At 70.7% G+C, this 12,823-nt stretch carries 15 protein-coding genes; 7 read left to right on the top strand and 8 right to left on the bottom strand.

Annotated elements, in window-relative coordinates:
- Positions 1-90: 90 nt before the first annotated feature.
- Both OPF83_RS11445 and OPF83_RS11440 read right to left on the bottom strand, forming a co-directional pair.
- Positions 91-759 (bottom strand): copper resistance CopC family protein, encoded by a 669-nt coding sequence (locus tag OPF83_RS11445; protein ID WP_264887588.1) that lies wholly within the window; start codon positions 757-759, stop codon positions 91-93.
- Positions 756-1,592 carry a DUF6474 family protein gene (locus OPF83_RS11440; protein WP_264887587.1) on the bottom strand — a complete coding sequence of 279 codons (837 nt, stop codon included), beginning with the start codon at positions 1,590-1,592 and terminating at the stop codon, positions 756-758. The genes OPF83_RS11445 and OPF83_RS11440 overlap by 4 nt, the downstream gene beginning before the upstream one ends.
- A 125-nt stretch (positions 1,593-1,717) precedes the next feature.
- Between OPF83_RS11440 and OPF83_RS11435 the strand changes: the two genes are divergently transcribed.
- Positions 1,718-3,394, top strand: coding sequence for a TM0106 family RecB-like putative nuclease (locus OPF83_RS11435; RefSeq protein WP_264887586.1), 1,677 nt, complete (start codon positions 1,718-1,720; stop codon positions 3,392-3,394).
- A gap of 6 nt (positions 3,395-3,400) precedes the next feature.
- Positions 3,401-3,661 carry a hypothetical protein gene (locus OPF83_RS11430; RefSeq protein ID WP_264887585.1) on the top strand — a complete coding sequence of 87 codons (261 nt, stop codon included), beginning with the start codon at positions 3,401-3,403 and terminating at the stop codon, positions 3,659-3,661.
- Positions 3,662-4,070: 409 nt separating this feature from the next.
- Here the strand turns inward: OPF83_RS11430 and OPF83_RS11425 are convergent, their stop codons facing one another.
- Together OPF83_RS11425 and OPF83_RS11420 are read right to left on the bottom strand one after the other, a co-directional pair.
- A complete protein-coding gene (locus tag OPF83_RS11425) occupies positions 4,071-4,838 on the bottom strand; it encodes an SDR family NAD(P)-dependent oxidoreductase (RefSeq protein ID WP_264887584.1) in 768 nt (255 codons plus the stop codon).
- 100 nt (positions 4,839-4,938) lie between these two features.
- Entirely contained in the window at positions 4,939-7,002 is a 2,064-nt protein-coding gene (locus tag OPF83_RS11420; protein ID WP_264887583.1) for a neutral/alkaline ceramidase, read from the bottom strand.
- A gap of 122 nt (positions 7,003-7,124) precedes the next feature.
- Here OPF83_RS11420 and OPF83_RS11415 point away from each other — a divergent pair, with 122 nt between their 5' ends.
- On the top strand, positions 7,125-7,445 hold the full coding sequence (locus OPF83_RS11415; protein WP_264887582.1) for a hypothetical protein: 321 nt from the start codon (positions 7,125-7,127) through the stop codon (positions 7,443-7,445).
- Between the two features lie 214 nt (positions 7,446-7,659).
- On the opposite strand, the gene OPF83_RS11410 is transcribed toward OPF83_RS11415, so the two are convergent.
- Positions 7,660-8,262, bottom strand: a complete 603-nt coding sequence (locus OPF83_RS11410; RefSeq protein WP_264887581.1) for a superoxide dismutase — start codon at positions 8,260-8,262, stop codon at positions 7,660-7,662.
- Between the two features lie 193 nt (positions 8,263-8,455).
- Here OPF83_RS11410 and OPF83_RS11405 point away from each other — a divergent pair, with 193 nt between their 5' ends.
- Positions 8,456-8,923: an NUDIX domain-containing protein gene (locus OPF83_RS11405; protein ID WP_264887580.1), complete on the top strand. Its 468-nt coding sequence runs from the start codon at positions 8,456-8,458 to the stop codon at positions 8,921-8,923.
- A gap of 95 nt (positions 8,924-9,018) precedes the next feature.
- Here the strand turns inward: OPF83_RS11405 and OPF83_RS11400 are convergent, their stop codons facing one another.
- Positions 9,019-9,192, bottom strand: a complete 174-nt coding sequence (locus OPF83_RS11400) for a hypothetical protein (RefSeq protein ID WP_264887579.1) — start codon at positions 9,190-9,192, stop codon at positions 9,019-9,021.
- A 104-nt stretch (positions 9,193-9,296) separates the two neighbouring features.
- On the opposite strand from OPF83_RS11400, the gene msrA reads away from it, so the two are divergent.
- The gene (gene msrA, locus OPF83_RS11395) at positions 9,297-9,974 is read left to right on the top strand and encodes a peptide-methionine (S)-S-oxide reductase MsrA (RefSeq protein ID WP_264887578.1); all 678 of its coding nucleotides are present in this window, start codon (positions 9,297-9,299) and stop codon (positions 9,972-9,974) included.
- Between the two features lie 161 nt (positions 9,975-10,135).
- Here the strand turns inward: msrA and OPF83_RS11390 are convergent, their stop codons facing one another.
- Positions 10,136-10,339 (bottom strand): cold-shock protein, encoded by a 204-nt coding sequence (locus OPF83_RS11390; RefSeq protein WP_264887577.1) that lies wholly within the window; start codon positions 10,337-10,339, stop codon positions 10,136-10,138.
- A gap of 206 nt (positions 10,340-10,545) precedes the next feature.
- Entirely contained in the window at positions 10,546-10,926 is a 381-nt protein-coding gene (locus OPF83_RS11385; RefSeq protein WP_264887576.1) for a DUF488 domain-containing protein, read from the bottom strand.
- Between the two features lie 46 nt (positions 10,927-10,972).
- Between OPF83_RS11385 and OPF83_RS11380 the strand changes: the two genes are divergently transcribed.
- Entirely contained in the window at positions 10,973-11,800 is an 828-nt protein-coding gene (locus OPF83_RS11380) for a DUF4328 domain-containing protein (protein WP_264887575.1), read from the top strand.
- 20 nt (positions 11,801-11,820) lie between these two features.
- Positions 11,821-12,738 (top strand): glycerophosphodiester phosphodiesterase family protein, encoded by a 918-nt coding sequence (locus OPF83_RS11375; RefSeq protein ID WP_264887574.1) that lies wholly within the window; start codon positions 11,821-11,823, stop codon positions 12,736-12,738.
- The last annotated feature ends 85 nt before the right edge of the window (positions 12,739-12,823 follow it).

The following is a 12,823-nucleotide window of genomic DNA, read 5'->3' as shown; positions in this document are numbered from 1 at the left end:
GGTCCGTACTCACGAGCCCGTACGCACGACGAACGGGTCCCGCACGCCCTCCACAGGGGAGGGGGTGTGGGACCCGCTTTCGTCTGTGGCTCAGTCCTTGCCGCGACGCAGGAGGAAGAACGCCCCCGCGATCAACGCCGCGGCGACCCCGGCCACGACCCAGATCGCCGGGTTGACCCGGTCCTCGGAGTCCTGGGCCTCGGCATCCGTGGAACCGGCATCCGTGGAATCGGTGTCGCCGGAGTCCGCGGGCTCGGTCCCGGTGCCCTGACCGCTCTGCGCCGTCGGTGCGCCCGAGGCCGGAGCCTGGCCAGTGGTGGCCGCGGAACCGCCCTCGGCGTCGTCGTCACCGGCCTCGCCGGCGACGCGGAACGTCGACGAGCCGCTCACGACGTGCCCGTCGGCGGAGGTGACGCGGTACCCGACGGTGTACTCGCCGGCGGCGAGGTCGGAGACCTGCGCCGTCACCGTCGCGCCGTCGACGGTGGGGTCACCGGCGACGCGGTTGGTCGTGTCGCCCTCGTTCGTCACTGCGACGGTGACGAAGTTCGGGTTGATCTCCTCGTTGAAGGTCAGGACGATCTGCTCCGGGGAGCCCGCGACCTCAACGCCGTCCTGCGGATCGATCGACAGGAGCACCGAGTGCGCGGCCGCGACCGGCGCGGTGACCACGGTGGGGACGGCGACGGCCAGTCCGGTGCCGCCGATCAGCGCACCGGCGGCGACGATGCCGCCGAGGCGCCGACGAGCTCCCGTCACGCCTTGACCCCGAGGCGGGCGAAGACGTCCTTGTTGATCCGGTCGAGCTCGCCGGAGATGGACGAGTGCACCTCGCGACGCTGGGCGGTGGGGGTGATCTCGGCGGCCTCGACGGCGGTCCGGAGATCACCCAGGCGCGACCGGGTGGCGGAGATGAAGTCGGTGACCGCGCGCTCACCGCTGCGGGCGGTGGAGAGCTGGTCGAGGGTCTGCTCGAGGCGGACGATGCGCACGCCGAGCGCGGCGCCGGGGCCGGTGGCGTTGATGCCCTCGGACTTGAGGTCCACGGCGGCCGGCGGGGCGGAGGACCCCTGCGCGTTCGAGACGACCTTGTAGAGGATGGGCAGCAGGACCGGGGTGGCGACCTTGGCCAGGCCAAGCCAGCGCTCGAGGTCCTCCTTGCCCAGCTTGGTGCCGTCGAGCTTCTTCAGCTCCATCTCGGCGAGCTGGTACTCGTGCTTGCGGCCGGCGGCCTCGATCTTCTCGGCGGCCTTTCGGTCCTTGGCGGCGAGCTTCGCCTCGCGCTTGAGGGTGGCGCGCTCCTGCTTGGACAGGGCCTTCTCGGTCTGCCGGTCGCGCTTGGCGGCCTTCTGGGCGAGCTTGTCCTGCTTCTCGAGGCGCTTCGCGTCGCGCTTGGCCTTGCGGTCGGCGGTCTTGCTGGCCAGCTTGGCGCGTTCCTTGGCCTCGGCCAGGTCCACGCGGTGCGCCTCCTTGGCCTTGGCGCGGGTCTCCTTGGCGGCGAGCTTCGCCTCCTTCATCGCGGTGGACTTCAGGGCCTTGGCGTGGGCCTTGAGTTCGGCGCGCTTGTCGCGGTAGGTCGTCAGCTTGCCCATGGGCGTCGATCCTTCTCTCGTCGCGATCATCAGGTCACCAGCCTAGGCGAACGGCCGGTGTCATAGGAGGAGGACCGTCGACCGGACGTCGGTGTCGGGCGGGTTCTGGTCCAGAATGGATGCCGATGGAGGATGCCGGGAACGCCACACACGCGTCCCCCGACGAGCGGGTGGTGGGTCCCGCGTCGGGGGCGCGGTGCCTGCACCGTGTGGCCCGGGAGGCCGGTGCGGAGGCCGGATGGTGGCGGTGGGCGCCCGTCGACGAGGGAGTGCGGCAGCGCGCGATGGCCGCCGGTGACCGCCGCGCGGGGCTGCGGGAGCGCGCCCTGAGGGGCGCGGGCCCGGGCGTGCGGGTGGTGGACGTGGTGGGGGACCGGTGGACGGATCTGCCGGGGGATCTTCCCGACGACGACGACGAGCAGCGCACGCTCCGGGCACTAGATGAGGGGGCGACCCTGGTGTGGGGCGCCGCCCTGCCGGCGGATCCGTGCTCGGGCCGTGAGGGCATGCGCTGCACGCTGGCGGCGGTGCCGGGGGGCGGGTACGTGCCGGCGCTGGTGGTCAACCACAAGGTCGTCGACCCCCGACGGGGCGGGAGCTCGTCCCGGGCCCTGGTCACGCGGCTGCTCGACTGGGCGCCGGCTCCGGACCCGACCCTGCGGGTGCGTCGTCACCCGGGGGACCTGGACCGGCTCGTCCACGCGTGGCACCTGCTCGAGGCGATCGGGCACGCGGCGGCCCGGCCCGTCGGGGCGGTGCTCGGCCTGGGGTCGTCGCGCTCGGTGGTGCACGACCTGCACCCGGTGCTCGAGGCGGCGGACCGGACCCACGCGACGCGCCTGGAGGTGGTGAGGGGGACGCTGCCCACCGCGCCGAGCCGGATCGGCGAGTGCCGGACGTGCCCCTGGTGGGAGGGCTGGCAGGGACCGAGAGAGCGTGTTCCGGGGTGTCGGGAGCGGCTCGAACTGGACGACGATGTGAGTCTCGTCGTCGGCGGTGGACAGGTCGGCCCCCTCCACGCGGTGGGGATCCGCACGGTCTCCGATCTCGCCGACGCGGGGACCTCCCGCCCGCCCGACTGGAACGGCGAACCGTTCGCGGACGCGGTGCTGCGCGCTCGGGCGCACCGCGACGGCGAGGTCGTGGTCCCCAAGGTGGCGCGGCCGACGATCCCGCGCGCCGACATCGAGGTGGATGTCGACCTGGAGAGTCATCTCGACGACGGCGCGTACCTGTGGGGTACGTTGCTCACGCTGCGCGACGGGCGACCGCTGGAGGCCGAGGGCTACCGGCCGTTCGCCACCTGGGCGCGCCTGCCGGACGCCGACGAGGGCCGGTCGTTCGCCGAGTTCTGGCGCTGGCTCACCGCGATCCGTGACCGCGCCGCCGGCCAGGGGCGCTCGTTCCGGGCGTACTGCTACTCGCGATCCGCGGAGAACGGCTGGATGCTGTCCACCGCCACGCGGTTCGGCCCCGAGGGCACGCGCGCCGTGGTGAAGGGCGTCCCCTCGGTGGCCGAGGTCCGCGGCTTCATCTCCTCCCCGCAGTGGGTCGACGTACACGAGGCGGTGCGGACGCAGTTCGTGTCCACCTCGGGTCTCGGACTCAAGGTCGTGGCCCCCGTCGCCGGCTTCCACTGGCGCGATCCGGAGGCCGGGGGAGAGGCGTCGATCGGCTGGTACCGCGACGCGCAGATGTCGAGGGGGAGAGAGGCAGAGGCGGGCCGTGGGAGGATTCTCATCTACAACGAGGATGACGTCCGTGCGACTCGGGCAGTGCGCGACTGGATATCGAAGAACTGAACTCATATGTTCACCACCCGCAAGGTTGCAGCCGTCGCGGCCGCCACTGCCCTGACCATCAGCACGGGCGCGATCCTGCGTACCGCCCTGGGCGTCGGCTCGATCGCCGCGATCGGCGCCGGCGTCTACTTCGCGCCGGAGATCCACGCCGCGCTCACCAACGCCGGCATCCAGCTCCCGCCGCTGCCCTGGACCCCGGCCCAGGACGCCGCTCCGGCCGCTCCGGCTCCGGCCCCCGGCCCGGGTGCAGACAACGGCCGCGGCTGAGAGTCTCACCGCACGAACGGCCGCGGCTGAGAGACTCACCGCACGCCGGACGACTGAGGCCCACCCCTGATCCGGGGGTGGGCCTCAGTCATGTCGGCAGGAATTACCAGCCAGGTCTGGCCTAGCGCGGAGATCGCCCAGTGCCGGGATCGCCCACCGCGGGGATCGCCCACCGCCGGGATCGCCCACCGCCGGGATCGCCTACCGCGGGGATCGCCTACCGCGGGGATCGCCTACCGCGGGGCAATGCGGACGCCCCCGCCCCTCAAACACGAAATCCGCTACTCTCCCTGCGGTTTCGCTACCCATATAGGGGTAGCGGATGTGGAGGGAGAGTAGCGGATGCGGGCCCAGGTCGGGCGCGGCGCAGGCCGGGCGCAGGCCGGGCGCGGCGCGGCGCGGGGATGGTCTAGCGCGGGGCCATGCGCAGGGCGCCGTCCATGCGGAAGCTCTCGCCGTTGAGGTAGTCCTGCTCGACGATCGCGTTTGCCAGGGCCGCGTAGTCCGACGGACGTCCGAGGCGCGACGGGAACGGGATCGCGGCCTCCAGCGACTTCTGGAACTCCTCGGTCAGGCCCTTGAGCATCGGGGTCTCGATGGTGCCCGGGGCGATGGTGTTGACGCGGATGCCGAACTGCGCGAGGTCACGCGCGGCACAGATCCCCATCGAGTAGACGCCACCCTTCGAGGCGGCGTAGGCGATCTGGCCGACCTGGCCCTCGTACGCAGCGACCGAGGCGGTGTTGATGATGACGCCACGCTGGCCGTCCTCGTCGACCGTGTCCTGGGTGGACATGGCCTCGGCGGCCAGACGCAGGACGTTGAAGGTGCCCACGAGGTTCACCGAGATGCAGGTCTGGAAGAGGTCGAGCGCGTGGACGCCCTTCTTCGAGACGATGCGGGCGGCCGGGGCGATGCCGGCGCAGTTCACGGCGACGCGCAGCGGGGCGGCCTCGGTGGCCTTGGCGATGGCGGCCTTGACGTCGTCCTCACTGGTGACGTCGGCGGCGAGGAGGGTGATGCCCTCGTCGATGCCCTGCTCGACGGCCTTGTCGATCGAGGACTGGAGGTCGAGGCCGAAGACGAGGGCGCCCTTCTCGGCGAACGAGCGGGCGGTGGCGTTGCCGAGGCCGGAAGCGGCGCCGGTGACGATGACGGATGCACCCTTGATGTCCACGGGTGATGTCCTTTCGTTGAGGGAAGGTACGGGTCTGGCACGTGGGGGTCCAGCACTAGGACGTGCAAGTGACCACGGTCCCAGTATCTCAGGTCACCTGTCAGCGGACGTGGAAGCCCCTGCTCTCGCCCCTGACGGGGAACAGTCGCCCGTCGATCCCGCGGCCGGAGGCGGTGTAGACGATCCGGTACTCACCGGCCGGGGTGTCCTGGGGGATGTCCCAGGTGATGAGGGCGTTCGTCACGGTGAGCATGCCCTCGAACACGATCATGGTGGACCAGTCGCCGTCGTCGTGGACCCTGATCCACCGACGGCCGTCACGCCGCTCGACGGCGAGGTAGGTGTCGTCGCGTCGCAGGTCGGAGTTGGGGTGGGTGCCACTGAAGCGGGCCAGGACGCGCTGGCCGACGCGGTACTCGGCGGCCGGCTGGTCCAGGACGTCGCCGAACGCGCGCAGCGGGGCCGGGGTGTCGACGAGTGGGTTGCCCAGCGGGGAGGCGGGGACCTGACCGGTGAGGTCGCGCTCAGACGAACCGGGGTCGACCGGGCGGCCGTCGCGCAGCGCGCGGGCGAGCCCGGCGGCGATCTGCTGGATCGCGGGCAGGGTCCACGGTCCGAAGATCGTCGCGCCGCCCTCGTAGTTCTGCGCGGAGTACTCCTCGGGCGTGGTGACGTAGTGGCCGTAGGCGTTGGAGTAGCCCTGCACGGTGACGTGGTCCTCGGGCACGCCCAGTTCCGCGGCGATCGTCCGCCGCAGCCGGAGCCCCGACACAACGGTCGGTTCGAAGCCGAGGGCGAACAGGTAGTGCCCGCCGAGCCGCACGAGGTGGAACGGGTACACGCGCTGGATCGCGTTCGGCACCAGGCCCATGGGGAGCAGGATGTCCTTGGGGGCGTGCGCCTCGCGCAGCCAGGCCGGGACCACCACGTCGGCGATCGCCTTGATGACGGGGTTGCCGCCGCGCTCGCCCTCGTTGAAGGGGAGTTCGTCGCCGCCTCCTCCGTCCTCCTGGCTGCCCGAGGCGAACGAGGCGCCCAGGGCGGCGACGGCGGTGCGGTGCGTGCGTCCGTCGCCGGTGAACTCGGGCGCCACCTCGACGTTCGACATGTCGACCCACGTGTGGCGGACGTCGATGCCGGAGCCGAGGCCGCGCACGTCCCGTCCGACCTGGTCACGGGCGGCAGCGAATTGGCGCTCACCGATGATGCGGGTGTTGAGCCACTCGTCGGGGGTCGGGCCCTGCCCGGGCTTCAGGTCGAGGTTGGGGCTCACGTCGCCCGGGTTGGTCTGGGCGAACGCGGTGATCAGGCGCGGTGTGCCGCCGGCGAGGTAGTCCTGTCCGGCGACCTCGCGTTCCCAGTGCCACGCGGCGTAGCCCTTGTTGTCCGACGAGGCGATCACGTTGTGGCTGGTCATGGAGGTGGCGTGCGCGGCGAACCAGTTGAGGACGCCCACGAGTTCGCCGCCGCGGGTGATCTGGAGGGACTGTGAGCGCGGGTCGATGCCCTCGGGGAAGTGTGCGCGCTCGTCGGGGCGGTCGCGGTCGAAGGATTCGCGTGAGCGGTTGACGCCGGAGTCCTGGAGGGTGCCGGTGGTCACGCCGACCATGGAGGGGGCGAGGTCGTGGTGCGCCATGCGGACGGCGTCGACGATGCCGGCGACGTTCGCGTCGAAGGTGACCGGGCGGAACCCGAGCATGGACAGGTCGACCATGGGGTGGCCGGACGTCCCGCCGGGCGCGACGTGGGTGTGCGTGGCGGTGAGGACGACATTCCCCTCGTGGTAGGTGCCGCCGAACTCGGCGGCCAGGCGCCGGAGGACCTCCTGTTGGATGGACTGGAACATGAGGCCGATCTCGGCGGTGACGTGGAGGAACCGGGGTGACGACGACGAGTCGGCGAACACGAACGCCCTGGCGCGCTGCCGCAGATGCAGGCCCACGGACAGTTGCTCGGTGTCGGCGTACCCGTTGAACCCGGCGCCCAGTGGCTCTCCGGTCATGTCACCGATGCCGCGGCCCACGTGCATGGGCGTGGGCTGCGCGGTGGCCAGGGGTGGCAGGAGCGACTGGAGGGCGGCGACCCCGCCGAGGGCCGCCGCGCCGCCGAGTACCGTGCGGCGGCTGACCGTGTGATTCGTGTCGGTGTTCCTGGCGGCGGTCATCGGGGCTCTCCTGTGGCGTCTGCGTCCGGGGGTGACACGTGTCACCACCCGGGCTCGCACGCTACCGAACTGGACAACTGACCGGGGGCCCTCTCCCGCCTGTGTCCTCGTAGTATCCGGGTATGGGAATGATCGACATCAAGAATGCTCAGGACGTGTCCACGGCGACGGTGGTCGCCGGCGGTCTGCTCGGAGGCTGGCTGACGGCCCGCGAGACCGGCGTCCGCCCGCTCGGTGGGGTGGTGCTGGCAGCGGCCGGCGTGTGGGCGGGCCGCTCGTGGCTCGCCACCACCACCGTGCCCACCACGGTGGGGTTGTCGGCTCTGTACGTCGGCGCGTTCGGGGCCTCGCATCCGCTGGCCAAGCAGATCGGGGCGTGGCCGTCGGTCCTCGCGGTCACGGCGGTGGCGTCGACCGCGGCCTACGCCTTGGCGGACCGCTGACCGAGGTCGGGCGGGGCGCAGTGCTTGCCGGCCCGGTCGCAGGGCCGGCAAGCACGGATGGCGCGCCTGAGGGCGCCGTCCCGGTGAGCGGCCGGCAGGCCCGCTGAAAGGCCGACGGGCCCACTGAACGACCGACGGGCCCCCGCGCAATGATGCGCGGGGGCCCGTCCATTCTGTGCCGGGTCGGTGTGGACCCTGAGCTTTAGGTGCTGGGTCAGCCCTTGGCGGCGGCGTAGCGCGCGGCCACGTCCTCCCAGTTGATGACGTTCCACCAGGCCTTGACGTAGTCCGGCTTGACGTTCTTGTACTGCAGGTAGAAGGCGTGCTCCCACATGTCCAGCATCAGCAGCGGGGTGATGTTGATGGAGATGTTGCCCTGCTGGTCGGTGAGCTGCTGGATGACCAGGCGCTGACCGATGTGGTCGAAGCCCAGGACGGACCAGCCCGAGCCCTGCAGGGTGGTGGCCGCGGCGTTGAAGTGGGCCTGGAACTTCTCGAAGGAACCGAACTCGGCGGTGATCGCCTCGCCCAGCTCACCCTCGGGCTGGCCGCCACCGTTGGGCGACATGTTCTTCCAGAACACGGAGTGGTTGGTGTGGCCACCGAGGTGGAAGGCCAGGTTCTTGCTCAGCAGCGGGGCCTTGGCGGCGATGGTGCCGTCCTCACGGGCCTCGGCGAGCTGCTCGAGGGCGGTGTTGGCGCCGGCGACGTAGGTGGCGTGGTGCTTGGAGTGGTGGAGCTCCATGATCTCGCCCGAGATGTGCGGCTCGAGAGCACCGTAGTCGTAGTCGAGATCGGGAAGAACGTACTCGGCCATAGTGGAGTGTCCTTTCGGTTGGGTGACGTTTCGCGTCGGGTCTCGCCCGTGTCGGTCGTCACGAGGTCCACGTCCCACCATAGTGATCTATCCCGACTCGCGTCAGCGTGCGCCCGACACCTGCGGCCACCGGACGACCCCGGTGGCGTCGGCTGCCCGGCTGTGCACCTCGTCGGACCGGCACGGACCTGCCATGATCGGGGACGTGGATCACTCGGATAGGACGAGATTACATGTCATATCAGTGTCGGCGGTGGTGCTGACCCGGCCCGATGGTGCCGTGGTGACCGTCCGGAAAGCGGGGACGGACCGGTTCATGCTCCCCGGCGGGAAGTGGGAAACCGGGGAATCGCCACTGGAGTGCGCGATCAGGGAGGTCGACGAGGAACTGGGCGTCACCCTGCACCCGGACAGTGTCGAGTCGCTGGGCCGCTACATCACGGCCACGGCCAACGAACCCGGGTTCGAGTTGGTGTCAGAGGTGTTCGCGGCCCGGCTCGACGGTCGTCCCGAGCCGCGGGCGGAGATTGCCGAGGCGCGGTGGGTCCCGGACGAGGAACTGCAGGGGATCGCACGGTTGGCGGAGGAGGACTGCGCGCCGTGGGCGCCGCTGCTCGTCCGCGTCGCCCGCGAGCATCTCGTCACCCGGGGTGAGCGGTAGCGAGTTCGGTGCGGGGGGAGCGGACTCGGGCGGTAGCCGGACCCGTGCAGGTCTGAGGGTGAGTAGCGCCAGGTCAGAGGGCGATCAGCGCCGGGTCAGAGGATGAGGAGCGCGAGGAGGATGCCGAGCAGGACGACCGCCGCGACGACGGGCAGCCAGAGGTTGCGGTGATTGCAGTGGTCGCTGCTGCCGGAGCCTTCGAACGGCTGCTCCTGCCGGTGCTCGAGGATGTCACGCAGGTGCTGTGCGGCAGGTTTCGACGTCGTCATCTCGGATTCCCCCTCGGTCGTACTCCGGTTCACCATAACCCCGACTATGGCTTCCGTCACATCACGCCTGCATCTCGATTCCCGTACGGCGCTACCCTGGCGGCATGGGCTGGCTACAGGATTCCATTCGAACCGCCGCGCTGCGCTCGGCGTCCACCGTCATCGAGAAGGACTCCGCTCTCCCGGGCCGGACCGAGTCCGTCCCCGTGGCCGCGGCGAACATCGTCACCGGCAATCCCATGACGGGACCGTACCCGGAGGGGCACGAGGTGATCGTCCTGGGGATGGGCTGTTTCTGGGGCGCCGAACGTGTGCTCTGGGAACTCGACGGCGTGTGGACGACAGCCGCGGTGTATGCCGGCGGCTGGACGCCCAACCCCACCTACCAGGAGGTGTGCACGGGGGCGACCGGGCACACCGAGGCGGTGCTGGTGGTGTTCGATCCGGAGGCGTTGCCGGTCGAGAAATTGCTCGCCACGTACTTCGAGTGGCATGACCCGACCCAGGGGATGCGTCAGGGGAACGATGTGGGGACGCAGTACCGCTCGGCGGTCCTGACCACGACCCACGAGCAGTTGGAGACGGCGCGCAGGATCTCGGCGGGATACGCCGACGCGCTCTCGGCGGCCGGTCGCGGTGCGGTGACCACCGAGATCGGGATGCTCGAGGAGGTCCGGGCCGGGACGTACTACTTCGCCGAGGACTACCACCAGCAGTACCTCGTCAAGAACCCCGGCGGCTACGACTGCCACGTGCGCAGCGGGATCGCCTGTCCGGTCTGATGCGGCTGACCGGGCCCGGCTCAGCGCGGGCGGGTACGGACACGAGAAGAAGGGCCCGGCCGGGAGAATCCCGGCCGGGCCCTTCTCATGCGATCTGAGGCGAGCTGGGGTCTGTCGTGGAAATCACGACGCCCGCGTGCTCGTCAGCACGAGGCTGAAGATCAGAGAACGGTGATGTTCTCGGCCTGCAGGCCCTTGGCGCCCTGCGCGACGTCGAAGGAGACCTGCTGGTTCTCCTCGAGCGAGCGGTAGCCCGAGCCGTTGATGGCGGAGAAGTGGGCGAAGACGTCGGCCGAGCCGTCGTCGGGGGCGATGAAGCCGAAGCCCTTGTCAGCGTTGAACCACTTCACGGTGCCGGTAGCCATATCGGCGTCCTTTCGAGAGTCGATGCTCCGCTTGTCGGAGCATCAGGGTGATGCAGCAGAGAGCGAGCTGTGTTTCCCTGCGGTGCCGCATCGCCCTCGACGAGGACGCTGGTCTACAGAAATACAACGTACTGTTTCAACTACTGGTGAGAACACTACAGACCGAGAGGCGTTCCGTCACCTATTGGTGATGATGCGAACATGAACTATCGGTGACGAGCACCCCCGTCGCGGACGACCTCCGCCAGAACCAGGGCGTGATTTCGTTCGGTGTCCCTGGCCGCGTACGCCAGGACGAGCCCACCATCCGAGGACAGTTCGGCCAGATGATCGACAGCCTCGGCCGCGTCGCCGCTGTCCAGCTCGGCGCGATACCGCTCGGCGAACTCTTCGAAATCGAGCTCCCCGGAATGGAACTCCTTCCGCAGGTCGGTACTGGGAGCGGCGTCCTTGCACCACTCGTCATAGGAGAAGGACTCCTTGCGCACGCCCCGCGGCCACAGGCGGTCCACCAGAACGACGTGGGCACCGCCGGGATCGACCTCGCCCGAGACGAGGTCGTGGACACGAAGACACGTCACAGTCATGTGTCCATCCTCCGCCTCCGGCCACTGCTGTGCCAGCATGGACCGCATGACCACACCGGGACGCCCGCGGCAGTGGCAGTGGGTCGCCCACCCTCCGTGGCGGCAGCCCACCGACACCGCCCGCCCCCCGCAACCGCGGTACCGGTCCGGACCCGCCTGGGGGAGCACGACCCCGCGGTACCCCGCCACCCCCCGTTGGGGTCTGCCGCTGGTCGCTATCCCACGCCGGCTCGAGACCGAGCCGGCCCCGGCCCGGGCCCTACTGGCCTCCGCCGCACCCGGGATCCTCACCTCCGCCTACGTCTGGCTGATCGGCACCGCGATCGCCCACGGCCTGCGGTACCTCGCCCTGGCCGTCTACGCGAACCGGGTCGCGCCCTGGTGGATCGACGCCGTCACCACGGCACTCGTCTGGGTCACCGGCGGGGTCTCCCTCGTCGTGGCGGTGTGCGCGGCCGTCACCGCGACCGCCTGGCTCGTGCGGACGCGCCGCCGGGTGTTCGAGCCCGGGACGGACCCCCGGTCGAGGCTCGACCTGTGGCTGGGGAGCCTCGTCGTCGTCGTCAACTTCTTCCGCCTCCCCGTCTACCTGGAAGAACTCCGCCGGGCGTCCCCCCGCGCCCCCTCCCGATCCGCACTGCGCCGCTGGTGGGCGGCGTGGGCGATCAACGTCGTGGCAGTGGCCGTGGCGTTCTGGCGCAGCACCGGCGACGGACCCCAGGCCGCCGCCGACACCGTCCTCTTCACCGCCATCGCGGCACTCGCCGCCGCCTGGGCCGTCCACCAGACACGGTCTGTCATGCGGAGTTTCGACGACCCTTCCCCACGATTCACCAGGCGGTTGATCGCGGCGGGGATCGTGGACCGTAGATAGTCGCCCGGAAGGAGCGAGACGTGACGGTTCACGCGACCACCCACCTGCCGTCCCCGGTGTCCACCCGGAGCGGGGTCGTGGCCCACCGCGGTGCCTCCGCCGAATACCCCGAGCTCACCCGCGTCGCCTACCAGCGGGCGCTCGAGCAGGGGGCCGAGGCGCTCGAACTGGACGTGCGGCTCACCGCCGACGGCGTCCCTGTCCTCCTGCACGACCCCTGCACCAGCCGTGTCGGAGACCGCGACCTGTGGGTGCACTCCAGCACGCTCGACCAACTGTCTGGCATCGACGTGGGGTCCTGGCACCCCGTCCACTCCGCGCCCGAGTCCGTCCTGACGCTCCGCAGCTTCCTCGTGCTCGCTGAGGCGTACCCGCAGGTCAAGCTGTTCATCGAGACCAAGCACCCCGTGCCCTCGGGCGGCAAGGTCGAGGTCGCCGTGCGGGACGAGCTCGCGTACTTCGGCCTGGACCGGCCGGACAGCTTCGCCGAGTCCCGAGCCGTGATGATGAGTTTCTCCGTGATGGCCGTGCGGCGGTTCCGGCAGCTCGTCCCGCAGGTGCCGACGGTGCAGTTGCGCGAGCGGCGCAACGTCCTCAAGTCCTGGCCCGCCGAGGGGTTCGGCGCGCAGCTCATGGGGCCGAGCATCGGTGCGATCCGGGCGCGGCCCTGGCTGGTCGACTACTGGCGCTCGCGCGGCATGGGCACCTACTGCTGGACCGTCGACGACCCCGCCGACCTGCTGCTCTGCCGCGACCTCGGCATCGAGTGGGTGGGCACCAATGTCCCCTCGCGCGCGCTGACCGTGCTCGACGGGGCCGGGAAGAACGGCGCGGCCGGTGAGACCGGTGAGACCGGCGCCGTCGGCGGCGGTGTTGTCAGCGGCGGTGCGGACGGGGCGACCGAGACCACCGGAACGGCGGGCGCGGTCGGGCTGTGACCCGCGCGTCCGACCCTGGGCGGAAACGCCCGCGCGCCGAAGTCCGTGGTCCGGGCACAGGCGCCCGGAGCGCACCGTATCGTGG

It is taken from the genome of Dietzia sp. NCCP-2495 (assembly GCF_026011735.1).
Classification (GTDB): Bacteria; Actinomycetota; Actinomycetes; order Mycobacteriales; family Mycobacteriaceae; genus Dietzia.
Note: the sequence above shows the minus strand (reverse complement) of the source record. Positions and strands in the feature narration are given on the sequence as shown.

Coding starts and splice junctions, on each gene's coding strand:
- OPF83_RS11440 (WP_264887587.1), bottom strand. CDS start 1,592: ATGGGCAAGCTGACGACCTACCGCGACAAGCGCGCCGAACTCAAGGCC.
- OPF83_RS11435 (WP_264887586.1), top strand. CDS start 1,718: ATGGAGGATGCCGGGAACGCCACACACGCGTCCCCCGACGAGCGGGTG.
- OPF83_RS11430 (WP_264887585.1), top strand. CDS start 3,401: ATGTTCACCACCCGCAAGGTTGCAGCCGTCGCGGCCGCCACTGCCCTG.
- OPF83_RS11420 (WP_264887583.1), bottom strand. CDS start 7,002: ATGACCGCCGCCAGGAACACCGACACGAATCACACGGTCAGCCGCCGC.
- OPF83_RS11415 (WP_264887582.1), top strand. CDS start 7,125: ATGGGAATGATCGACATCAAGAATGCTCAGGACGTGTCCACGGCGACG.
- OPF83_RS11410 (WP_264887581.1), bottom strand. CDS start 8,262: ATGGCCGAGTACGTTCTTCCCGATCTCGACTACGACTACGGTGCTCTC.
- OPF83_RS11405 (WP_264887580.1), top strand. CDS start 8,456: ATGATCGGGGACGTGGATCACTCGGATAGGACGAGATTACATGTCATA.
- OPF83_RS11400 (WP_264887579.1), bottom strand. CDS start 9,192: ATGACGACGTCGAAACCTGCCGCACAGCACCTGCGTGACATCCTCGAG.
- msrA (WP_264887578.1), top strand. CDS start 9,297: ATGGGCTGGCTACAGGATTCCATTCGAACCGCCGCGCTGCGCTCGGCG.
- OPF83_RS11390 (WP_264887577.1), bottom strand. CDS start 10,339: ATGGCTACCGGCACCGTGAAGTGGTTCAACGCTGACAAGGGCTTCGGC.
- OPF83_RS11385 (WP_264887576.1), bottom strand. CDS start 10,926: ATGACTGTGACGTGTCTTCGTGTCCACGACCTCGTCTCGGGCGAGGTC.
- OPF83_RS11380 (WP_264887575.1), top strand. CDS start 10,973: ATGACCACACCGGGACGCCCGCGGCAGTGGCAGTGGGTCGCCCACCCT.